24 protein-coding genes are annotated in these 20381 nt (G+C 67.6%); 7 read left to right on the top strand and 17 right to left on the bottom strand.

The genetic code is table 11. The annotated features are described in order from the left end of the window. Window positions 1–16: 16 nt before the first annotated feature. The gene (locus tag O7605_RS29395) at window positions 17–901 is read right to left on the bottom strand and encodes an IS3 family transposase (protein ID WP_269742778.1); all 885 of its coding nucleotides are present in this window, start codon (window positions 899–901) and stop codon (window positions 17–19) included. Between the two features lie 2 nt (window positions 902–903). Beyond that, on the bottom strand, window positions 904–1203 hold the full coding sequence (locus O7605_RS29390; protein ID WP_269742219.1) for a transposase: 300 nt from the start codon (window positions 1201–1203) through the stop codon (window positions 904–906). A 193-nt stretch (window positions 1204–1396) separates the two neighbouring features. On the opposite strand from O7605_RS29390, the gene O7605_RS29385 reads away from it, so the two are divergent. Then, window positions 1397–2110, top strand: a complete 714-nt coding sequence (locus tag O7605_RS29385) for an alpha/beta hydrolase (protein ID WP_269742218.1) — start codon at window positions 1397–1399, stop codon at window positions 2108–2110. Window positions 2111–2224: 114 nt separating this feature from the next. Continuing rightward, the gene (locus O7605_RS29380; RefSeq protein WP_269742217.1) at window positions 2225–2800 is read left to right on the top strand and encodes a DinB family protein; all 576 of its coding nucleotides are present in this window, start codon (window positions 2225–2227) and stop codon (window positions 2798–2800) included. Window positions 2801–3143: 343 nt separating this feature from the next. Here O7605_RS29380 and O7605_RS29375 read toward each other — a convergent pair whose 3' ends face one another. The 3 genes from O7605_RS29375 to O7605_RS29365 form a co-directional block, all read right to left on the bottom strand. After that, a complete protein-coding gene (locus tag O7605_RS29375) occupies window positions 3144–3503 on the bottom strand; it encodes a hypothetical protein (protein ID WP_269742216.1) in 360 nt (119 codons plus the stop codon). A 131-nt stretch (window positions 3504–3634) separates the two neighbouring features. Then, on the bottom strand, window positions 3635–4279 hold the full coding sequence (locus tag O7605_RS29370) for an alpha/beta fold hydrolase (RefSeq protein ID WP_269742215.1): 645 nt from the start codon (window positions 4277–4279) through the stop codon (window positions 3635–3637). 86 nt (window positions 4280–4365) lie between these two features. Then, the gene (locus tag O7605_RS29365) at window positions 4366–5019 is read right to left on the bottom strand and encodes a hypothetical protein (RefSeq protein ID WP_269742214.1); all 654 of its coding nucleotides are present in this window, start codon (window positions 5017–5019) and stop codon (window positions 4366–4368) included. A gap of 146 nt (window positions 5020–5165) precedes the next feature. On the opposite strand from O7605_RS29365, the gene O7605_RS29360 reads away from it, so the two are divergent. Continuing rightward, window positions 5166–5807, top strand: a complete 642-nt coding sequence (locus tag O7605_RS29360) for a hypothetical protein (protein WP_269742213.1) — start codon at window positions 5166–5168, stop codon at window positions 5805–5807. A 184-nt stretch (window positions 5808–5991) separates the two neighbouring features. After that, window positions 5992–7110: an IS630 family transposase gene (locus O7605_RS29355; RefSeq protein WP_269741614.1), complete on the top strand. Its 1119-nt coding sequence runs from the start codon at window positions 5992–5994 to the stop codon at window positions 7108–7110. 54 nt (window positions 7111–7164) lie between these two features. Here the strand turns inward: O7605_RS29355 and O7605_RS29350 are convergent, their stop codons facing one another. The 3 genes from O7605_RS29350 to O7605_RS29340 form a co-directional block, all read right to left on the bottom strand. Continuing rightward, window positions 7165–7521 (bottom strand): hypothetical protein, encoded by a 357-nt coding sequence (locus O7605_RS29350; RefSeq protein WP_443084014.1) that lies wholly within the window; start codon window positions 7519–7521, stop codon window positions 7165–7167. An 89-nt stretch (window positions 7522–7610) separates the two neighbouring features. Continuing rightward, on the bottom strand, window positions 7611–8939 hold the full coding sequence (locus tag O7605_RS29345; RefSeq protein WP_269738909.1) for an IS4 family transposase: 1329 nt from the start codon (window positions 8937–8939) through the stop codon (window positions 7611–7613). Between the two features lie 281 nt (window positions 8940–9220). Then, window positions 9221–9952: a DinB family protein gene (locus tag O7605_RS29340; RefSeq protein ID WP_269742211.1), complete on the bottom strand. Its 732-nt coding sequence runs from the start codon at window positions 9950–9952 to the stop codon at window positions 9221–9223. 147 nt (window positions 9953–10099) lie between these two features. On the opposite strand from O7605_RS29340, the gene O7605_RS29335 reads away from it, so the two are divergent. After that, on the top strand, window positions 10100–10609 hold the full coding sequence (locus O7605_RS29335; RefSeq protein ID WP_269742210.1) for an O-acetyl-ADP-ribose deacetylase: 510 nt from the start codon (window positions 10100–10102) through the stop codon (window positions 10607–10609). 158 nt (window positions 10610–10767) lie between these two features. Here O7605_RS29335 and O7605_RS29330 read toward each other — a convergent pair whose 3' ends face one another. The 4 genes from O7605_RS29330 to O7605_RS29315 form a co-directional block, all read right to left on the bottom strand. Next, entirely contained in the window at window positions 10768–11121 is a 354-nt protein-coding gene (locus O7605_RS29330) for a DUF1801 domain-containing protein (protein WP_269742209.1), read from the bottom strand. 381 nt (window positions 11122–11502) lie between these two features. After that, window positions 11503–12162: a hypothetical protein gene (locus O7605_RS29325; RefSeq protein ID WP_269742208.1), complete on the bottom strand. Its 660-nt coding sequence runs from the start codon at window positions 12160–12162 to the stop codon at window positions 11503–11505. Continuing rightward, the gene (locus O7605_RS29320; protein WP_269742207.1) at window positions 12137–12535 is read right to left on the bottom strand and encodes a PadR family transcriptional regulator; all 399 of its coding nucleotides are present in this window, start codon (window positions 12533–12535) and stop codon (window positions 12137–12139) included. The genes O7605_RS29325 and O7605_RS29320 overlap by 26 nt, the downstream gene beginning before the upstream one ends. Window positions 12536–12843: 308 nt before the next feature. After that, window positions 12844–13422, bottom strand: a complete 579-nt coding sequence (locus tag O7605_RS29315) for a hypothetical protein (protein WP_269742206.1) — start codon at window positions 13420–13422, stop codon at window positions 12844–12846. 238 nt (window positions 13423–13660) lie between these two features. On the opposite strand from O7605_RS29315, the gene O7605_RS29310 reads away from it, so the two are divergent. Next, window positions 13661–14101, top strand: coding sequence for a hypothetical protein (locus O7605_RS29310; protein WP_269742205.1), 441 nt, complete (start codon window positions 13661–13663; stop codon window positions 14099–14101). Between the two features lie 387 nt (window positions 14102–14488). Here the strand turns inward: O7605_RS29310 and O7605_RS29305 are convergent, their stop codons facing one another. From O7605_RS29305 to O7605_RS29295, 3 genes are all read right to left on the bottom strand, one after another. Further along, window positions 14489–15568 carry a trypsin-like serine peptidase gene (locus tag O7605_RS29305; protein ID WP_269742204.1) on the bottom strand — a complete coding sequence of 360 codons (1080 nt, stop codon included), beginning with the start codon at window positions 15566–15568 and terminating at the stop codon, window positions 14489–14491. A gap of 641 nt (window positions 15569–16209) precedes the next feature. After that, window positions 16210–17190, bottom strand: coding sequence for a hypothetical protein (locus O7605_RS29300; protein WP_269742203.1), 981 nt, complete (start codon window positions 17188–17190; stop codon window positions 16210–16212). A gap of 11 nt (window positions 17191–17201) precedes the next feature. Then, complete coding sequence (locus tag O7605_RS29295) at window positions 17202–17699, bottom strand: sigma-70 family RNA polymerase sigma factor (RefSeq protein ID WP_269742202.1); 498 nt, start codon at window positions 17697–17699, stop codon at window positions 17202–17204. Window positions 17700–17866: 167 nt separating this feature from the next. Between O7605_RS29295 and O7605_RS29290 the strand changes: the two genes are divergently transcribed. Next, a complete protein-coding gene (locus tag O7605_RS29290) occupies window positions 17867–18130 on the top strand; it encodes a hypothetical protein (RefSeq protein WP_269742201.1) in 264 nt (87 codons plus the stop codon). 264 nt (window positions 18131–18394) lie between these two features. On the opposite strand, the gene O7605_RS29285 is transcribed toward O7605_RS29290, so the two are convergent. Together O7605_RS29285 and O7605_RS29280 are read right to left on the bottom strand one after the other, a co-directional pair. Next, window positions 18395–19108 carry a VOC family protein gene (locus tag O7605_RS29285; RefSeq protein ID WP_269742200.1) on the bottom strand — a complete coding sequence of 238 codons (714 nt, stop codon included), beginning with the start codon at window positions 19106–19108 and terminating at the stop codon, window positions 18395–18397. A gap of 69 nt (window positions 19109–19177) precedes the next feature. After that, on the bottom strand, window positions 19178–20221 hold the full coding sequence (locus O7605_RS29280) for a hypothetical protein (protein WP_269742199.1): 1044 nt from the start codon (window positions 20219–20221) through the stop codon (window positions 19178–19180). Window positions 20222–20381: the final 160 nt, after the last annotated feature.

The following is a 20381-nucleotide window of genomic DNA, read 5'->3' as shown; positions in this document are numbered from 1 at the left end:
ATCGTGGAGGGCTCCGTTATGCGGCCTGCGGCTCCAGTGCGCGGGTCGCTGATCGTTCGTAGTCGATGGGGGATCGCCAGTCGCAGACGGAGTGCCGGCGGCGCCGGTTATAGAAGTCGGTAATCCAGGTGGCAATCTTCAGGCGGGCTTCGGTGCGGGTGCGGAAGTGGCGGCGGTGGACGTACTCGACCTTGATGGTGGAGAAGGTGGCCTCGGCGACGGCGTTGTCGAAGCACGACCCGACCCGGCCCATCGACTGGCGCACCTTCCACCGGGCGCAGGCCCGGGCGAAGTCGGCCGAGCAGTATTCGCTGCCCCTGTCGCTGTGAAAGATCACCCCTTCGACGTTGCCGCCGCGGGTGACGGCGGCCATGTTCAGCGCGGCGACGACCAGCCCGGCGTCGTGGTGGGCGCCCATCGCGTAGCCGAGGATCCGACGGGAGTACAGGTCGATGACGGTGGCGAGGTAGAGCTTGCCCTCGTCGGTGCGGATCTCGGTCATGTCGCCGCACCAGGCGACATCCGGCGCCGGCGCGGTGAACGCCCGCTTGACCAGGTCCGGCGCGGCCGGACGTGTGCCCTGGCGAGTCAGGTTCCGCCGGCGACGCCTGGCCCGGGCGGCCAAGCCCCGCTCGGCCATGAGCTGCGCGATCGTGTTGTCGGAGACCTGCCAACCGGACTCGCGCAGCTCGATGCGGATGCGCGGGCTGCCGTAGGTGCCGGCCGAGTCGTCGAACACCTTCTGGACCGCGTCCGCCAGCCGGACACGCCGGTCATCGCGGCGCGTTGGCCGCCGGTCACGCCACTTGTAGAACCAGGACTCGGACACCCCCAGGGCCCGACAGGCCACCGCGTGCGGCACGCAATGCTCGGTCCTCTGGGAAGCGATGAACCCGGCCACGCTCACCAGCCCGTCGCTTCCTTGACCCACAGGACCACGGATCGCTTGAGGACATCACGCTCCATCGCCAGCTCCGCGTTCTCCCGCCGCAACCGTGCCAGCTCCGCCCGCTCGTCCTCGGCCAACTGCCCCGCAGCGGCCTCACCGCGCCTCTCGCGGTCCCTCTTCACCCAGTTAGCCAGAGTCCCGCTGTTGACCCCCAGGTCGCGAGCAACCTGCGCGATCGACTTACCCGTCTCCCGCACGATGCGCACCGCGCCCGCGCGGAATTCCGGATCGAACTGGCGTCTCGTCTCAGCCATGAACCTCTATCCCTCAAGCTCTGGCCTCCACGCTACGAGGGGAAGGGCAGGCGGGCCCGAAAGAGCGGATCAATGGGACCACTCCGCCATGCACGGATCTGCCGCGATCCGGGCTTACGGGGCAGGCCGCTTGTTCGCTACCGTCCTGCGGCTGGGGTGGCGGCCGCCAGGCGCCGTCGTGGATGGTGGGCGGGTGAAGCCCGCGCTCGTATTGCTGCACAGCTTGTTGTTGGGTCCTGTGACCTGGGCTCCCGTAGCGGCCAGGCTGAGGGCCCTGGACGCGGCTGCGGTGGTGCCGTCGTTGGTCCACGTGGCCGCAGTCGGCGAGCCGCCGTTCTGGCCGGGGGTCGCCGCCGCTGTCAGCGACAGCGTCTCCCAGCTGCCGGACGGCCAGCCGATCGTGCTGGTTGCCCACAGCAATGCCGGTCTTGTGGTTCCGGCTGTCGTACCGGCGGCCGGGCGTCCGGTCGTTGGCTGCTTGTTCGTCGATGCCAGCCTGCCCTCGCGTTCCGGGCCGACGCCTGCCGCGTCACCCGAGCGGCTGGCCTATCTGCGTTCGGTGGCGACGGAAGGTCGGTTGCCGCAGTGGACGACATGGTGGGAGGAGGAAGCCGTCGCGTCGCTGTTGCCCGATCCTCGGACCAGGTCGATGGTCTCGGCAGAGCAGCCCCGGCTGCCGTTGAGCTACTACGAGCAGCAGTTCCCGGTGCCCGCAGGCTGGGATGATCGACCATGCGGGTACCTGTTGTTCGGGCCGCCGTACGACCGCATGGCGCAGGAGTCACGGACACGGGGTTGGCGCGTCGCGGAGGTTCCCGGCGGCCACCTCCATCAACTCGTTGACCCGGACGCGGTCACCGCTCGCATCCTCACCATCACCGCGAGGTGGGGCTCGGCAGCCGATTGAACCGGTGCCCGCGGATGCCGCCGAGCGGGCGCGCTACCTGCCGTCTCGCTGCGCGGCCGGGCTTCGTTCCTGCCGACGACGGGCTGCTCGCCACGGGCGTGGCAGGATCGCTGTATGGTCGCCGCGCCCAAAGACGTGCTGAAGGACTACCTCCAAGGGGCGCGGGATGCGCTGCTTTGGAAGCTGGAGGGCGTCTCCGAGCGGGACCAGCGGTTGCCTCTTACGCCGGCCGGCACGAACCTGCTGGGCCTTGTCAAGCACGCCTTGAACACTGAGGCGATTTACTTCGGCCCTACGTTCGGCCGTGAATGGCCCACACCGGATGAACTCGTGTCCCCTGATGACCCCGACCCGCTGGCCGGCTGGTACGCCACCGAAACCGAGACTGCAGCGGGGATCATCGACCTCTACCGTCGCGTGCAGGCATTCGCCGACGAGACCATCGCCACCCTGCCGCTGGATACGATCGGGCACGTTGCTCACTGGGGCGGCAAGGCGGTCACGCTCCACGAGATCATGGTGCACAAGACCGTCGACCTGCAGCGCCACGCCGGCCACGCCGACATCATCCGCGAGCAACTGGACGGCTCCGTTGGCCTACTGCCGCGCCACAGCAACATCCCCGACGCCACCGACTGGCCGGCCCACACCCGGCGGCTGACAGCGATCGCCGACCGATTCAACAGATGAGGAAAGGATGTACCCACAGACGAGGGGTGAAGTGCAACGCAATCCGCGTTCTGTGCGCCCACGCCTACCTCGCCGTCATCGCCGCACAGGCCAAAAGGGGGCAGCGGATCCGATGACGGCCTCATTCCTCTCACCCTCGGCGAGGTCCGCCGTCTCCTGGCACACCTGATCACCACCACCCGACCCTTCGACCACATCCATCGATGGTCACGATGGCGACGACGACACCAATACCGCGCCAGAACAGCCCACTACCAGCGAAGACTCCAACTTCATCAGGTGCGGCTGGAGTACTAGCCGCCGTCCGCGCTGCGGAGACACGGCTTTTGCCGAGTTGAGCGCATCAGTCGCGCCGCCTGTCTGCGTTGTCACCCATCAGACCGACGGGCACCATCAAAAGCGCCGCGATCGCCATGCAGAGCAAGAAGGGGACCATCGGCAAACCGGCTCCTACAGAGGGCCGCCAGACGAGCATGATGCCCGCCAATGCGCACAGCCCCAAGACCATCAGACCCGTCGTGGTCAGGCGGGGGGCCTGCACGCCCTTGGCCACCTGCCCGCGACCCCATCGGCCGCCGATGGCTCCGCCCAGCATCAGAAAGCCGCCGGCTGTTATGCCGAGCCACAAGCCGGCGCCCTCACCGGCACTGAACAGGATCAGAAGGCCGACGCCCGCCGCCACGCAGGCCAGAAAGAACAGCAACCTACGCACTATCGCCCTCTCCTCGTGATGGAACGAGGTTGTGTCGATCAATCCGAGCAAGGTTCGCCGTACAGCGCAACTCGAGCCTTCACCACAGTGTCGATGCAGTGACCGCACCGGGCGCAGCGTCTTCAGCGCGGCAGGTATGCGGTCAGCTGGTCGGCGAGTTGCTTCGGATGGCTGAGCGCCACCGCGTGACCACCGTCGATTTCATCCGGTACGGCATCGAGGCGGTCGGCCGCAACGCGGCGCTGGAACTCGGGCGGGAAGAACCGGTCTTCGCGGGCGATGAGCACCCTCGTCGGCACGTCCGGCCACGCATCCAGGGGCCACGGCTCGTTCCATTCTGCGCTGACCTGGTCGCGGTCATGCGCAGAAGCCTCCGCGACGATCTCGGCCGGCACGCCGTTGTAGAACTGTTCCTCCTCACTGAGCCCCTCCCCGCTGCGGTGACCGGTGTTGCCCCACCAGTCGCCGGGACTCTCACCCGGTTTCGGGATCATGGGAGTGAGCAGGACAATGAGCCGCACAGGCAGCTTGTCAGCGACCAGCGGCGCCGTGAACGCACCATACGAGTGTCCGACGACCACGAGGTCGCTGCGATCGCCGACGGCATTGACGACCGTGTCACAGAACTCGGCGAAGCCTGCCGCCCTGTCCTCGATCGGCAACGCCGGCACCACCACGTCGTGGCCCCGTCCGGCCAGCTCAGGGGCCAGCAGATGCCAGTCCCAGGAACTGCCGCCACCGCCGTGGATCAGAACGAAGGTCGCCATGCGCCAAAGCCTCGCACAGGGGTACGACAGTCAGTAGCGCCGCCCGATACGCCATACGGCCAACCACCGGCGACCTCACGGCAGAATCACGCACCGGGCCGGAAGCATCGTCCCGCGACTGCCGAAATCTTGGTCAGGTCCGGGCGGTGCGCCTGATTCAACGTAGCGGCCAGCACGTTGGCCCGGCCTGGATCGTGGAGCGCGAACAGCGTGATCTCCGAGGTGGCGTCGCCGGCGACGGCCAGAGCAAGGTCGGTGAGGTGCCGGAAGCTGGTCACGTTGAACAGACCGGCGAAGCCGGCGTGTTCTCGTTGCCACGGGTCCAGCATCGGCCGTAGCGGCACGCAGGCGCGAGCCGGGACAAACCCGATATCCGCGGTGAGCCAGTCGGCCTGCTCGACGTCGACCTCGTACTCCCAGCGGACCAACTGCACCGCCTCACGGTTCATGCCCCGCAGCTGAGCTGCCTCGTCGCGGTAGTAGGCGGGAACGGCGGACCGGCTCCGGCCCGCGGTCAGCTCCCAGGCCAGCGCCCGCCACACCGCCAGGGCCTCACCGTCGTCGTTGTTGATCGCGTACCGACACCACGGATTCAGATCCACATCGTCTGAATAATCCTGCTCCCACAGCCCCGGCCACATCGGGCCAGGCATATCCGCCTCGTCGGCACGGGCCACGTAGCAGTGCAGCCCATCGCGGCGCCCGTGTGCGAACCTCAGGAACAGCTCCGGATCTGTCACCACCTCAGGATGCCGGACAGCCAACCGTCGTTACCGCACCGGCCCGGTGCCTACGCGGGCGACAACCTCGTCTGGCATCCGCCGATCACGCCTGCCGGCGAGGCGTTCGGGGAGACGGGAGGCTGCTTGCCCGTACGATCTCGGCCGTGCATACCACCCCGCTGCCTCCGATCGACATGGACGCGGTCTTCCCGCAGTTGCGTGGGTTCGCGCGAACGACCATTCGGCTGCATGCACGTAAGGGCTCGCCGTCGGTCGAGCAGAGCTCCGTGGGCGGGCCGCTGCTGTGGCCGGCGAACGAGCCCTGGCCGACCTGTGACGGTGACGGTGACGGTCTGGACGATCACCCCGCCGAGGCTGAGGTGCCACTCGTGCCGGTCCTGCAACTACTTGCCGACGATGTGCCCGAGCTGCCGTTCCCGGAGGGCTCGGACGTGCTGCAGGTGCTGTGGTGCCCGTTCGACCACGACCCGTGGAGTGCTCCACTGCCACGCTTGCACTGGCGGCGACGATCAGCGATCGGACCCCGACTGACGGCGATGCCCCCGCCCCACGAGGACACCGAAGCGTGGCACCTGCTCACCATCGCCAGCTGGGAGTTCAGCCGCGGCGACGAGCGGCGGTGGATCGCGCTGGCCCGCAATGATCGGCTGGGGCTTCGACAGTCCGGACGACCATCCGTGGCGGTCACTTCAGAACCCGGCAGGATTGATGCTCGGCGACGCCGGCGGCGTCTACATCTTCGTCTGCACATCATGCCCACAGCGTCCCCACGCCCACCGATTTGACTGCTCCTGACCCGGACAGGAGCCACCGACCGCCGCCGAACCGGCATCCGGATCTGCCGCCATGCGTGCGATGACACCCATCCTGAGCCCATCCCTAGTGCCGTGACCACGAACGTTCACGGTGTTGGTTGACACGCCGCGCGGCCTGTCGGGCGGGCGGCGTTGTGCGGGTCAGGCTGTGGCGGTGGCAGATCTTGTACGCGTGCGGCGGCTGAGTGACCAGGAAGGTCAGCAGCTGCTCAGAATCACCCGCCGGGGAACCGGTTCTCCGATCCGACTACGGCGGGCGATGGTCGTGCTCGCCTCGGCCGGTGGGAACACGGTGCCGGCGATCGCCCGCTTGGTCCAAGCCGATGAGGACACGATCCGGCAGGTCATTCACCGGTTCAACGAGATGGGGATGGCCAGCCTGGACCCTCAGTGGGCGGGTGGCCGTCCCCGCCACATCAGTAGCGACGAAGAGCAGTTCATCGTCGAGACGGCCAACACCCGCCCCGAGAAGCTGGGGCGGCCGTTCACCCGGTGGAGCATCCGCAAGCTCGCCGACCACCTGCGCCTGCATGCCACCCGCCGGGTCCGGATCGGGCGGGAACGGTTGCGGCAGATCCTGCACCGGCACCGGATCACCTTCCAGCGGACCAAGACGTGGAAGGAGTCCACCGACCCGCAGCGCGATGCCAAACTCGCCCGGATCGAGTACGTCAGCACCCACTTCCCACAACGGGTGTTCGCCTTCGACGAGTTCGGACCCCTCGTGATCCGCCCCCAGCCCGGCGCCGGGTGGGCACCCGCAGGCCATCCGCACCGGCTGCCCGCGAACTACCACAAGCTGCACGGCGTCCGGCAGTTCCACGGCTGCTACTCCGTCGGCGACGACCAGCTCTGGGGTGTCGTCCGGCGCCGCAAGAGCGCCGCGAACACCCTGGCCGCACTCACGTCGATCCGCGCCGCCCGCCCGGACGGGGCACCGATCTACGTCATCCTGGACAACCTGTCCGCGCACAAAGGCCGCAAGATCCGGGCATGGGCGGCCCGCAACAAGGTCGAGCTCTGCTTCACCCCGACCTACGCCTCCTGGGCCAACCCGATCGAAGCCCAGTTCGGGCCGCTACGCACCTTCGTCATCGCCGGCTCCAACCACCCGAACCACCCGGCGCTGACTCGAAAGCTGCAGACCTACCTGCGCTGGCGCAACGCCAACGCCCGCCACCCCGACGTCCTGGCCGCCCAACGCCGCGAACGAGCCCGCATCCGCAGCGAACGCCAACAACGCTGGGGCCAACCCGCCGCCCTCGCAGCCTGACCCAACACCGCGAACCTTCGTGGTCAAGGCACTAGCGGGCACGCCCTGACCACTTCAGTCCGAGTCCTCGCATCGGAGGCCGACGCTTGTGATCTCCCCGCTGCGGACCAGTTCTCGGATCGCTGTGGTCATGGCTCGTAGGCCTGGCTCTGGAACGATCAGCTGGTCAGCGGCCCAGAAGTAGCTGCCGTTCGCAACCTCCCCGGTCTCCACCCATTTCGCAAGCAGGCGGCGGAACTCCTCGACGGTGAAGGTGGTCAACGCCCACCTGGAGCCGTCAGGAAGATCGACGACGACATCGACATTGGCTACACACCGCACGGTGTCCTCGTGAGGATCGATAAAGAACCGTGCCACGAAGGTTGCTTCCGCGATGGTCACGCACGGGTCGGTGATCCCCACGAGGCCCATCCTGCCGTACGTGTGCGGAAGCACTTCAGGGCCTTGCACGCATCCGCTTCTGGCTGCTGAGAACGCGCGCTAGGCCCAACGCCGCTCAGTTAGGGCGGTGGGTTGGTTGTCAATGCTGCCGCGTCGAGGATGTTGATCTTGAATGTGGCGTGGTAGGTGGTGCGGTCGATGGTGCCTTTGGCGCGGTGTTTGGAGATCGCGCGTTTGACCACGCGGGGGCTGATTCGGGTGCGGCGTGGGGGGAGCAGGTCGGCCAGGACGGCGCGGCCGATGGCTCCGACGAGGTCGATGACGGTGTCGGCGATGACACCGGCGGCGTGGGTGATCTGGTCTCGGGCGGCGTGGACGGCGATGGTGAAGCTGGCCCGGTCGGGGTTGGTCGTGGGCCGGCTGGCGGTGGCGTCAGCCATCGCCAGCCGGACCGCTTGGTAGGTGGTGAGCAGGGCGTGGACCTCTTGACTGATCCCGTTCGGGGTTCGGGCTCGCAGGACCCGTCCGCCCAGCAGGGTGGACTTCAACTCCAGGTATGCCGTTTCGATCTCCCAGCGGTGGTGGTAGAGGGTGACCAGGTCCATGGCCGGGAAACGGCGCTGGTCGGTGAGGGTGGTGATCAGCCGGTACCGGCCGATGTGGCGTTTGCCGTTCATGCTCACGACGATCTCGGCGTCGACGACCCGGACGCTCATCGTGCCGATGACCGACAGCCAGGAACCGTCGTGATGGCGGCGGATGACGGGTAGCCGCCGGTCGTCCTTGTCACGGATGAGTAGGTCAGCGCCGGTGCCGGCGAACTGCTCGATCATCGTGCGGGCAGCGAAGCCCCGATCGGCCAGCAGCAGCATGCCCGGGTGCAGACAGCCCAGCAGACGAGCGGCGCAGCTCAACTCGCCGGTGCTGATGGGAGTGAACACCGCATCGATGAGGGTCCGCGTGCCGCACACGACGACCGCGACCAGCCGCAGCATCGGATAGCCCGAGCCGCCGTGAGTTCCGGCCTGACGAGGATAGACCGCGAGGTTCGCCGTGCTGTCGGGCACGAACATGCTGGTGCCGTCGATTGCACACACCAGCAGACCTCGCCATCGCCCAGCCCCGGCAGGCGGACCTGCCACCAGCCGGAACAACGCTGCCAAAGGTTTGTCCCCAACCCGACGGCGAGCCTGAGACAGGGCTGAGGAAGTCGGCATCGCCACCGGCAACCCGTCCAGACCAGCAACCAGCCGAGCCCACACCTGCCGATAACCCAACTCGGTGAACAACCCCGCCGCGAGCAGCAGATACACCACCACCCGCGACGGCAGATCCCGCACCCGCGCCTGCACCGCCCGCGTCTGCGCCAGGACGGCATCGACCATCTCGAAGGGCACCTGCTGCGTCAACTCACCCAGATGACCTGGCGCGAACCGGCCGGCTGCCACCGTGGCGGTCCGAGCAATGGCACACTGTTCCAACGGCGGGGCTCCCGGTCCAGAGGCTGTCTTGGAGTGACAAACCTCTATACCGAGACCCCGCCGCCCTCGTCTATCGACACGCTCTTGACAGACGCCCCGTCTCCCTAACTGAGCGGCATTGGCGCTAGGCCTCGTCTCTACCCCACCGGGCTCTCCCTCCGACACCCGCTGTGGTCACCCTTGGGGGCGTAGCGGTCTTGGCCGCAGCGACACCGCATCTCCCGGGAGGTAAGCGGCAAGCTCAGGGTTCAATCATCAACCCGGTGAAGACCCTGGTGCGACAGTTTGTCCAGGTCACGCTTGCAGAACCGGTGGTGTTCCCATTCCTCGTTGAGCACGGTGCCGAGGCATTGCCGCACTGTCCGCCCCTTGGCGTACGGGGGCCATCTGTCGTCGTCCGGGACCGGCGCGGTCTTCGCGAGCTGAGCAGGCGTGACCTCGGCCAGCCATGTCTCGATCTCTGAAGCCTGCCGGACTCGTACGGCGAGCACCTCGTCGAGGCTCGGTCGGGCGGACGGGTCGAGCCCGTCCTCTTGGTCCATGACCAACGGTGGACCCAGTCCCATGGCCGTGAACGGCTCGGTGAGCCCGAGCACGCAGCGTCGGAACCAAGAGTCGTGCACGAAGACAAGGTGGCGCAGGGTGTCGACCATCGACCACTCGCCGTCGACGCCGCGATGTTCGCTGTCCTCGGACATGAACCGAACCCGCTCGGTAGTCCTCGCCCAATCGGCGCCCAGTTGCTGCCAGGCATCTCGCAGGTCGTCCGGCTGATCGGAGCGGATCAGCAGCCGTACCGGGTGACGACGGTCGAGTTCCGCCTCGACGTACGACATCACTTCGACCCCGTTTACCACAAGATTGGTGACCAGGCCGTCGATCTCGGCGTCCTGCATGACCACGCCGACCATCCGCGCTCTACTCAGGTCGCACTCGCGGAATTCAGCGCCGGTGAGGTCCTCATCGTGGAAGCGTCGCATACACACAGGCTAGGTCGCACCGCACACGCAACGCCTGGATCTGGCGCCGATCGTGTGGCGGGAGCTTTCGATCTGGCCGGATGAAGTGGCTGCCCGGTTGGCGACGGTGGGCCGGCGTGCCGTCGTCCGGTGTGCCAGGATCCTGCTGTGGTCGTGATCGAGATTGTGATGGGTGACATCACGCGGGAGCACGTGGACGCTATCGTCACGGCCGCGAACGAGTCGCTGCTCGGTGGCGGCGGTGTGGACGGCGCGGTTCACCGCGCTGCTGGGCCTCGCCTGGCGCAGGCTGGCGGTGCGATCGGCCCCTGCGAGCCGGGAGACGCGATGGCTACCCCGGCGTTCGACCTCGACCCGCCGGTGCGGCACATCATCCATGCTGTCGGGCCGATCTGGGAAGGCGGCGGTCACGGTGAGGCCGACCTTCTGGCCTCCTGCTACCGCAGGAGCCTGCAGGTCGCCGACGAACTCGGCGCCCGCAGCGTCGCCTTCCCGGCAATCGCCACCGGCGTGTACGGCTTCCCCGCCGACCAGGCCGCCCGGATCGCCGTAGCAACGATCAGGTCCACCTCGACAAACGTCCAACGTGCAAGACTCGTCGCATTCGACGAGGACACCCGCAAGCACCTACAAGCCGCAGTGACAGCCACCGGCTGACCCATCCGGATCTGCCGCGGATCGGGCGCTACCCAGCGTGACGACGATCGTGGATGCCTTGCGTCCGATCGTGCCAAGGTAAGCGCACATGCCGTTGCCTCGGCCCGCCCCGTGACGAGGTGCGGTCCACCCTCATCCCGGGACGGGGGAGCAGACGATCAGTCGACCACGGAGCGGACGATCTCGGTGATGCGCCTCTCAGTGACGGCATCCACCGTTTCGAAGTACCACGCGGCCGGCATCAGCCCCCCGTCCGCGCCGCCTGCCGCGCGGAAGGCTGCCTTCTCGGTGATCGCGAGGTTCAATCGTTCGTCCATGCGCAGCGTGACGAGCGCGGGTGTGCTCGCCGACCTCGCGTAGGCGGGCATGCCGTACCAGATGCGCGGCTTCAGGGTTGGGGCCGCGGCCATGATGATGTCGTGCACCCGCTGCATCGTCGAACGGGTCGGCTCGTCCATCTTCGAGATCTTGTTGGCGACCTGCGTCAGGTTCTTCTCGTCCTTCGACGACATGTCATGTCCTTTCGTCTACCGATGTCGGGCACCGGCGGTTTGAAGTCGGCGCGACAGTGCGCCGCACCCCACCCGGACATGTCCTGAGCTGCTCAGGTCTCTCCGCGATGATTCACGTGGTCTGTCACGTGGAAGCGCAGTCGGTGGTGGACCACCGCAGTCAGGCTAACGGATCCGCCGCGGCGTGGTCGTCCGGATGGAGCCGCCGAGCGCTCGTCGCTGGAGGTGACTTTGGTGTCGGCCGCTGGTTGCGCGGCCGAGACGCGGATGCCCTTATCGGCAGCATCGTTTTCGGCTTCGTGATGGGCGCGGGCATGAGGCATGTCTCGTGGTCCTTCGCCCAACGGCCGACGGCGCTGATGATGCGTCACATCGGCTGGCTTAGCCTGCCGCGGTCACGGACCAGCGGCGGGCCAGCGCCGTTGCGGCGAGGAAGGCGGCGAGGACGATCGTCGCTTCGGTCCCGATTGCCAGTGAGGTGAGCGGGAAGTCGAGCGCCCAGCCGAATGCGGCTGCGGCAGCGATGGCGGCGGCGATCGTGGGTGGCAGCAGCAGTGTCATTCGCGTAGCGGTGTGTCGGATGCGGGGTATGTCGCGCAGGGTGATGCGCACGGCGAGGACGGCGCCGGCGACGACGACCGCCGCGACGGCGCCGTAGAAGACACCAGCGGCAAGCCACACCGGTACGCGTACGTCTCGCGGCAGGTCGAATGCTGCCACGAATGCCTGGTGCAGGCCGATGACCAGGATGTATCCCGCGATGAGGGCGAGCACTGCGCCCGCGCTCGCTACGGCAAGCACGTGGCCGTAGCGCGGTGGGATCCGCTGTACGCCGGCTTCCTCGGCGATCCTCAGGGCGAACTCGGTGGGGTCAGTGCCGAGAAGTGTCGCAGGATCGATCCCGTCGGCAGTTGCGGCGTCGAGTTCGCTTCGCAGGTCGGCAGCGAGGGTGGCCCGGTCATGACGGTGGATGCCGAGGGCGCGCCATTCTCGGTCGGCGGCGGCGAGGAGGTGGTCAACGGCTGGCGTCGACGTGCTCATGGTCATCTCCCGGATTCGGTGGACGGACGGTGAGGGTTTCGTTCACGACGCTGGCGAACTGGGTCCATTGCTCGCGCCAGACGTTCAGTCGGTGATGGCCGCTTTCGGTGAGCCGGTAGACCTTGCGGGGTGGGCCGTTGGGGCTGGGCTGCATCGCGTTGGCCACGAGTCCCAAGCGGTGCAGTCGGGTGATCAACGGGTAGACGGTGCCGTAGCTGACCGTTCCGAATCCGGCGGTGTCGAGTCGGCGGACGAGTTGGTAGCCGTGCGCAGGCTCGGCGGCAAGTAGCGCGAGCAGGCACATGTCCAAGCAGCCGCGCAGGAGCTGGGCCTGCCGGTCGGCCGACTCGCCGGCCTCGCTTTTCACTACCATGTGGCACATAGTACGGCCGGTACTATGCGTCGCCCAATAGGTGTCCCGGAAAAGGGTCACAGCGGCTCAGATCAGCCACCCGCGCCACTCAGGTGCTCCATGTCGCGGCGCCTCACCAACCACGCTCGCTCGTGGAGTCCCTCGGCCCGGGTTCCGTGACCGGTCCGGCCCGAAGAGCGACCGAGGTCTGACCGCGCACCCCACGAAGATCGAGCGCACGAATCTGGCGTAGCGATCGTCACCAAAGGTGGCGTCGGCCCAGTTGCTGGTTGTCGAACGTGCGGAGCTGCGGTTGTATCGACGCTGGCTCAGTGGTTGCCGTGAGGCGCGTGATCGGCCTCCGCCCGCTCGCTCGGCGGCGGCGACCCATCGAGCAGGGCACCCAATTGGGCGGCGGATTCGTCGGTCAGACGGTAGACACCCTGGAGGCTGACGGAGCGTTCGAGACGGCCGTTGACGACGTACTTGAGGGTGCGCTGGTCTCCGCGTCGGTTGCGCCAGGTGAGCGTGCTGAGCAGGTCGCCGGGGACGGCGACGTCGAAGCGGATCGGTGTGGCTTCGACGTGTATCGGGCTTGCCCCACATCCATTGGCGCCGAGCATCGCCCAGGCGTGGTGACCCGGATAGGACGGGTCACGCCATGTGGTGGCGGCGGCGCCGCAACAGTCGCGCCGCTGCTTGTCGACGACGCGCAGGCGGCTCACCAGGTAGACCACGCATCGATTGACATGCAGCGCGAAGACGTCGTCGCCGACACCGACGCTGGTCCAACTGGGAAGAGACTGGTGTACTCCGCTGAACGCCACAGAGGGCCGCTCGCCGACTCGGTGGCGGCGTAGCTCCCGGCAGACGTCATGGGTCCACAAGGTGGTGAACGCAGTCGGCATGGCCGTGATCATAAGAGCGACGACTGACAGTCTCGACCCCATCACGGTCACCCACTGAGGCCACTACGCGGCCCTCGCGCACCCGCACGCTCTGGTAGCGGATGAGCGCGTTCTGGCGTTCCGCGCCGAGTTGCTACGCCGCTGGCCGGACCTTGCCGACATGATTGCTCCGTGGCACCACGATCTGGGTTGGCGGCAGCCATGGGGTCGCACTGACCTCGCCGATCGATTCGTCGGGGTGACACTGCCCTACGGTTGGGACGGCACCAGCGCACTGCCGTTTCTGGCCGGTGCGTACGGGCTCGACTCGTACGACCCGCAATCGGAACAGTTGCTGACGGCGCGGTCGTTGTCGCAGGACGGCACGGTCCGGGGTGAGGTGGTGGCGCAGGTCGAGGGATGGGTGACCGAGGAACACGTCGTGCGGTTGCTCCGGCAGATCAGCTCCTACGTCGGCTATGCGTATGACGACCTGGACGAGGCAGCGCTGACCGGTGCGCTCGATGACACGAACGACGAAGCAGCCGACGGCTGGTTCGAGTACCCGCTGGCAGGCACGCCCCCGCTGGTCATCCGGCTGGCGCAGCCACCTGGTAGTGCAGTGGTCAGTGTCCGCGTCGAAGGCACCATGGATCTGGTCCTGGCCACCCGGATGGAGACTCTGCTGGACCTGCTGTAACGACTCGCAGAGCAACAACCGGCTGGCCGGTAGTACTCCAGGTCGTCGAGCGAGACGGTGGCGCCGCTGCAGCACGGTGTCACGGCGTCCAGAGTTGCAAAGCGAATGGCATAGGCATCGTCCATGCGCTCCTGTCACCAATCGGAATTCCGCGAAGCCGCGCAGCCGACTGCCTCGAAGTTGTGACGCCCTTGTCGATGAACGTGACGTCGGCGTACCAGCACGCGACCAGCTCTCCCGCCCGGACACATCGCCGAGACGAACTCGGCCGCAGGACCCGCGGGCCGGCTCCAATGGCGACCAGCCGCTCGATCATTTGCCATTGGAGAAGGCCCGCTCAGGTCAAGGGCGCACTACCGGGACCAAGTGTCTGTCACCGGACAACGATCAGCGAGCGGCGGTGAAGTTGTACAACTCCGACGCGGTGTCGTCGAAATAGGGTGACCACCACAAGGTCGGTGCCGTGTACGAGTTGAGCGTGCTGTTGACGCCGTTGAGGTAGCCCCAGTTCCCATCCCAGTTGATCAACCACGGGCCGCCGCTGGCGCCTGCGGTCAGGTCGCAGTTGATGCGGATCCGCGCCCCGGACTGGGTCGAGTTGCCGCTGCACCTCAGCAGGTTGCCGCCGTCGAACGGCGCGCCGCTCGGGTAGCCGAAGTTGTTGATGCCGACCGTGAAGCCCTGGTGCGTACGGAAGCCGTGGCCGCCGAACTGGTTCACGATGCGGACGCCGTTCCGGGTGTTCATGATGGCCACGGCCATGTCGGCCTCCCAGTTGGAGTTGTCGATCCAACTGCTCCAGGTCCACAGCTCGCGGGCCGTCCAGGTGCCGTGCGGCCGAGGGTTGGCCAGGTCATCGTCGTACGCCGGAACGAAGGACCAGTTGGTGGCGAGACTGCTGCCGGGGCCGCCGTGGATGCAGTGGCCAGCCGTCCACACGGTGTTGAAGCCGACCGAGTTGATGACCGCGCCGGAGCAGACCCACGATCCGCCGTCCATGTTGAAGAAGACCTTGCCGTTCGACCGGGCGGTCGGGTAGTTGGAGCCGAGGTTCGGGTTGATGGCCTGCGTGGACATGCCCGGGGTACCCATCAGTCCCGCCATCGGAGGCACATCCACCGGCCTGGACCGGTTGGTCGGCGCGGCAGACGAGGTCCCCCCACTCTGGGCGAAACGCCGTGCCGCGGCCTTGTACGAGGGAGACTCCTCGACGGGCCTGGCATTGCGCATCCGCTCGGGCGTCCAGTACGCCTCGATCGCCGCGTCGGCAGTCACCTGCGCGCCGTGCCGCTGCCTGCCGGCCGCCCACGCCTCGGCGCTGACCGCCGTGCCCACCTGACGGATGCTGTCACCGTCGGCGTGCGGAGCCCCCTGCGCCGGCTGGCCGACGGTCAGCAGCGGCAGGGTCAAGGCCAGGGCCAGGATGGGGTACCTCAGGCGCCGACCACCGATTGTTCCTGCTCTCATCGAACATCCCTCTTCTCGGGCCGTGTGAGATGCCGGGTATTACCCCGGTCGATATCGAGTTTCGGTTCGCTGCGGCTGGTCATGCGGCCATACTGGACTAGGTGAAACGCCGCTGGACCACCGTTGTCGAAAAGCAGACAGACGTCCGTCGATCAGTTGTTGATCCGAAGTCGCCGATCAACTGTCGATGTCGTGGCCCCTCGGCAGCAAGTCGGTGTTCGAAGGTCGATCGCAGTTTGTCCGTGGTCGGCGACAGACCTTGACTTGCCCCCATGCAGTGCAATCAGCCGATTGAAGAAGCGCTCGAATGGCCCACAGATATAGGAAGGGGAAACGCTCCATTCCGGATGCTTCGGCAACGGCGGCTACGGCTCCGCGCGCCGGGTCGTCTCGGTGAATGGAGATCAAGTCAGCTGAAACCACCAGCCGGCCGGTCCAACGCAAAATGCACGTCCGCGTGCCGGCTCGGCCCGACCTGGAGCTGCTTCAGGCGGCCGGCCCGGCACCACACCGCACCGCGAAGGGGACTGAAATGAGCTTGAGGAACTGCGTCTCCAGCTATTCAAGCGACGGTTGTCACAGGCGCGGTCCGTGCGCGCCGTCCAGGTGAGCGGACGGCGCGCATGGTGCAGGGCCGAGGGTCAGGACTCGCTGGCGCTGATGTCGGCCACCGTCACGCGGGAGACCTTGAAGGTTCCCGTGAAGGTGGTTCCCGTCTCCGGGAAGGTCACCTTGGAACTGATCGGTACCCCGTTCTGGGCGTTGATGGTCAGCACCTGTTGGGTGTCGTCCGTCCACACCCTCGCGGTGATGGTCAGGGTGGGCTGCCCGCCGGTCGTCGAGTCCACGACGGTGACATCGGGGATGGTGGAGATCAGGCGGAGCACGCCCGCCCGTACCTTCGGGTCGCCTCCCCCTGCGGAGAGCACGTCGACGCTGTTGACCCAGAGGTGGTTGGCGGCGATCTTCTTCCGGTCCTCATCGGTGAGCGGCGGCGGGTTTGTGACCCCCTTCTGCCGAAGGATCTCCGTTCGGTCCTGTTCGGCGTCGGTAGGGGGCTTTCCCTCGTCGTACACAGAGTTGATCATTTGTTCCCGGGCTTTGGCGAGGTCGCCGGCTGCCGCGTACCGCGCCGCCGCCACCCCACGGGTGTGGAAGCCGTTGCCGAGGTTCTCGCCACGAGCGATCACCCGTGGGAGTTCGTCCCTGGCCTCCGTGTAGTAGTACTCGCCGCTGTCGGTGTACAGGTGGTAGCGGGTACGAGATGGGACGGTGCCCCGACGGACGTCGACCTTCTCGACGATCAGCGACGCGTCACCCGGCAGTGCGGCGTTGTCCGCGGTGAGGTTGGCTGCCAGGGACACGAGCCTGGTGTTGCCGGCCGATGCCGGGGAAGCGGCCCCGGCCTGACTGTCCGGGCCGGTCGGAGCCGGGGCCGTGCCGAATGGCAGGGCCAGGGCGAGCGCGGCCACGGCCGCGACGCCACCGCCCGCGGCCAGGCCGAGCACGTGGCGCTTGCGCCGCCGGGCTCGGCCGCGCTGCTCGATCGCCTCGACCGGACGATCCATCTGTACGTCGGAAAGGGTCTGCTTCACCGCGTCCCACACCTCATCGTCGTTCATGATCGAATCTCCTAACGGGCTGCGGGCGCAAGCTGCGCCCGCAGGGTTGCGGTGGCACGGGACAGATGGACGGCTACGGTTGGGGCGGAGATGCCCAACACCGCAGCCACGGACCTGGTGTCCAGGTCGAGCCAGATACGTAACACGACCACCTCACGCTGCCGCTGCGGCAGCCGGCGAACGGCCGCCAGCAGGGCGTCGTTCATGTCGAGGTCGTCCTCGATGAGGGACGGCCGCTCGTGCCCGTCGAGGGCCACCTCCCGCCGGCGTCGCCGCCACCAGGACACCCGGATGTTGAGGGCGGTGCGCACCACCCATGCCGCCGGTGCCGGATGGTGGCTCAGCTTTGGCCAGGAGGCCCAGGCTCGCGCGAACGCCTCAGCGACCAGATCCTCAGCCAGCGCGCGATCGCCCGTACCAGCTAGTACGGCACGCAGGCAGTTGTCCCGGAAGCCCTGATAGAAGTCCGCGAAGTCCTTCCGTTCTCGTTCCACACGGGGTTCACGCACAAGCGCCCCGATCCATTTACCCTCAAGGAAAAAATCTTCCGTGGATCATGAGGATGGCGGTGACAAATGTGTTGAACCCTACGCGAACCCATCGACGGAGTGGTAACGGCTGATCTCGATCGAGCAGCTGTCACAGCCGAAGTGGCGAAGATCGAGGGAGGTCAACCATGGTCGAGCCGCACATGCTGAGGCGAGCCCTGGGGCGCGAGCTCGTCCCCGATTCACCGCGGCCGTTTGTCCTCGACGTGTACGACGTCAAGCTCATGGCCGTCCTGGTCTCGCTTTGTGCGTCCGTACAGACCAACGGCCAGATCGCTGTCGTCCGAGACCTCGTCCGGCCCTACGTAGGTGAATACGTCACTGTGGTGGCTGGAGACCACCCATCCGGGACCAGGATCGAGGGTGATGGTACTGAAGTCTCCGGCAGGTGAGCCGGCGTAGACGGGGCCGTACTCGCGCAGGATGTCGACGGCCTGGGCGGCGAGGTCAACGCTGGGTCCGGGGTTTGGCAGTACGACGCACGTCCCGTGGGCGAATGCGACCCAGGACTTGCCGTCCCCTCGGATGATGCGACGCCAGGTTCCGGCTAGACCTTGCTCGGACATGACGATGATCATCCCTGAGTTGACGCACCGGCGCTACCCGCCAACTTGCCCGGCGGACACCTCCGTCCGGACGGCAGTGGCCCTGGCGCGCTAGCGGATGAGGCAGAACGGGTGGCCGGCCGGGTCTGTGAAGACTCTGAAGCGTTCACCGCCGGCTCTCAGCCGGCGGGCTCCCAGCTCCAGTGCCCGGGTCTCGCCTGCGTCGAGGTCGTCGACGATGAGGTCGAGATGGGCTTGCTGCGGGTACGCCGGATCCGGCCAGCGGGGCGGGTTGTAGGCGCTGATCTGCTGGAACATCAGGCTCTTACCGCCACCGGCGACGAGCGCACCCTCGGGGCCGTCGTAGGTGACCTCCATACCGGTGAGGCTGGCGTAGAAGCGGGCCAGCGCTGACGCGTCGGGGGCGTCGATCGTCACCGCGAACAGCCTCATCACCGGCCCGACGCCGTCCGCCTGGCAGAGATCGAACGGATGACCAGCCGGGTCGGCCAGCGTGATCCAGGTAGGACCGTCGGCCAACCGGACCGCACCGAGGGCGACGGCCCGTTCGGCCTGTGCCTGGGGATCGTCGGTCTGCAGGTCCAGGTGGAACTGCTGCGGGTGCTCCTGCCCGGGCCACCGCGGCCCGACATGGTCAGGAGCGTGTTGAAATTCGATCTCCTGGCCGTCCGGAGTCCGAACGCCGAACCGGTCAGGGTCCTGACGGACGATGTCCCAGCCGGCCAACTCGGCATAGAACGAGCCGACCTTGCCAACGTCCGCAGCGTCGAAGATGGCCAGGTCCAGGCGAGCTGTCACGGTCATGGCCACATCCTGCCCCAGCCCACCGACACGAACTGGTGATCAGGCCACGGTCCTGCCCGGCGGCCGGGTTCAGTGGTACGCATGACCATGCCGATCGGTCGGGGGGACGAGGATCTGTGACGGACTCCCTATCAGGCCGGTGGCGAGGGCGTAGCCGGCGGTGGTGGCGCCCAGAGCCACTCCCCAGCCGAGAAACACCAGCAGGGTGCCGGTCACCGCCCACCCTGCCCACACGTCCGACCAAGGCGTGTCGCCGTTGAGCACGTGCCGCGCGAGCGCTGCGACGCTCAGGACGCCGTAGGTGACCAGCGCGAGCGCCACCATCCCGGCGGGGATCACCGCCAGGAGCCGGGGAACTGGTCTGCCCCGCAGCCCCGGTAGGCAGGCGGGGAACTCCTGTCCCCACCGCTGGACCAACCCGAGGACGAGCAGGCCGGCGAGCGGTGGGACGAGGGTGATCGCCACACCCGTCCAGTTGGAGAGGTGCTGGTGGATGTCGTCCAATTGCCGCTGCGGGATGCCGAACGGCACGCCGAGCACCCACAGTCCGTGCGGCACGGCCCACCCGACCACCGGTAGCGCGACCGCCGCGTACGCCCAGCGTCGAGTCCATCGCGGCACCGGCCGGTATCGGACCACCCGCGCCGTACGCGGGGGAGCGCAGGCGGTCGCGAGCCCGGCGAACAGGAGACCGCCGGTCACCAGGGCGAGCCGGGCGGCCAGGTCACGCCAGTCCGAGGGGCGTCCCACCAACGCCGCGGGGATTTCGAAGACCAGGTGCAACGGGAACGCGACGGCCAGGAGCAGCGCGGCCGCCGCCCAGCTGCCCGCGGCCGGGTAGCGGCCAGGGATGCGGACCGCACACACGATCAGCATCGCGAGGGCGGCACCGACTCCCACCGCTCCCGACCCCGCCCAGAAGGGCAGCGACTCGACCCGGGCCGCGCCGCACCCGCCCGCCGGGTCGACCAGGTCGGTGCGGTCGCAGGCGGTATACCCCCACCGACCACCCGCGATCCAGTACACCCGCAGAGCCACCTCACCGACGACGAACAGAGCGCACGCCAGTGCCCACGACCGGATCCGGGTGACAGTTGCCGATGTCGCCCTCATCGCCCGGGCCTGGCAGTACCGTCAGTCATCAACCAAGGTTCTACGGTGACGTACGGACTCTCCTCCCCGACAACGGGGAATGCGCTCCCTCGGCCGGGGGAGCGGCCCCTTCGGTGTCCCGTTGCGCCTCCCGGAAGCCCCCTACGACCCGGCCGACCAG

The organism is Verrucosispora sp. WMMA2121 (assembly GCF_027460185.1).
Classification (GTDB): Bacteria; Actinomycetota; Actinomycetes; order Mycobacteriales; family Micromonosporaceae; genus Micromonospora; species Micromonospora palythoicola.
The sequence above is the reverse complement of the archived record's forward strand: the minus strand, read 5'-3'. Positions and strand labels throughout refer to the sequence as shown.

What these genes read in the sequence shown, in the direction of transcription:
- O7605_RS29390 (WP_269742219.1), bottom strand. Translation starts at nt 1,203, where the DNA reads ATGGCTGAGACGAGACGCCAGTTCGATCCGGAATTCCGCGCGGGCGCG.
- O7605_RS29380 (WP_269742217.1), top strand. Translation starts at nt 2,225, where the DNA reads ATGGTCGCCGCGCCCAAAGACGTGCTGAAGGACTACCTCCAAGGGGCG.
- O7605_RS29370 (WP_269742215.1), bottom strand. Translation starts at nt 4,279, where the DNA reads ATGGCGACCTTCGTTCTGATCCACGGCGGTGGCGGCAGTTCCTGGGAC.
- O7605_RS29350 (WP_443084014.1), bottom strand. Translation starts at nt 7,521, where the DNA reads ATGGGCCTCGTGGGGATCACCGACCCGTGCGTGACCATCGCGGAAGCA.
- O7605_RS29340 (WP_269742211.1), bottom strand. Translation starts at nt 9,952, where the DNA reads ATGCGACGCTTCCACGATGAGGACCTCACCGGCGCTGAATTCCGCGAG.
- O7605_RS29330 (WP_269742209.1), bottom strand. Translation starts at nt 11,121, where the DNA reads ATGTCGTCGAAGGACGAGAAGAACCTGACGCAGGTCGCCAACAAGATC.
- O7605_RS29325 (WP_269742208.1), bottom strand. Translation starts at nt 12,162, where the DNA reads ATGAGCACGTCGACGCCAGCCGTTGACCACCTCCTCGCCGCCGCCGAC.
- O7605_RS29320 (WP_269742207.1), bottom strand. Translation starts at nt 12,535, where the DNA reads ATGGTAGTGAAAAGCGAGGCCGGCGAGTCGGCCGACCGGCAGGCCCAG.
- O7605_RS29315 (WP_269742206.1), bottom strand. Translation starts at nt 13,422, where the DNA reads ATGCCGACTGCGTTCACCACCTTGTGGACCCATGACGTCTGCCGGGAG.
- O7605_RS29305 (WP_269742204.1), bottom strand. Translation starts at nt 15,568, where the DNA reads ATGAGAGCAGGAACAATCGGTGGTCGGCGCCTGAGGTACCCCATCCTG.
- O7605_RS29300 (WP_269742203.1), bottom strand. Translation starts at nt 17,190, where the DNA reads ATGAACGACGATGAGGTGTGGGACGCGGTGAAGCAGACCCTTTCCGAC.
- O7605_RS29290 (WP_269742201.1), top strand. Translation starts at nt 17,867, where the DNA reads ATGGTCGAGCCGCACATGCTGAGGCGAGCCCTGGGGCGCGAGCTCGTC.
- O7605_RS29285 (WP_269742200.1), bottom strand. Translation starts at nt 19,108, where the DNA reads ATGACCGTGACAGCTCGCCTGGACCTGGCCATCTTCGACGCTGCGGAC.
- O7605_RS29280 (WP_269742199.1), bottom strand. Translation starts at nt 20,221, where the DNA reads ATGAGGGCGACATCGGCAACTGTCACCCGGATCCGGTCGTGGGCACTG.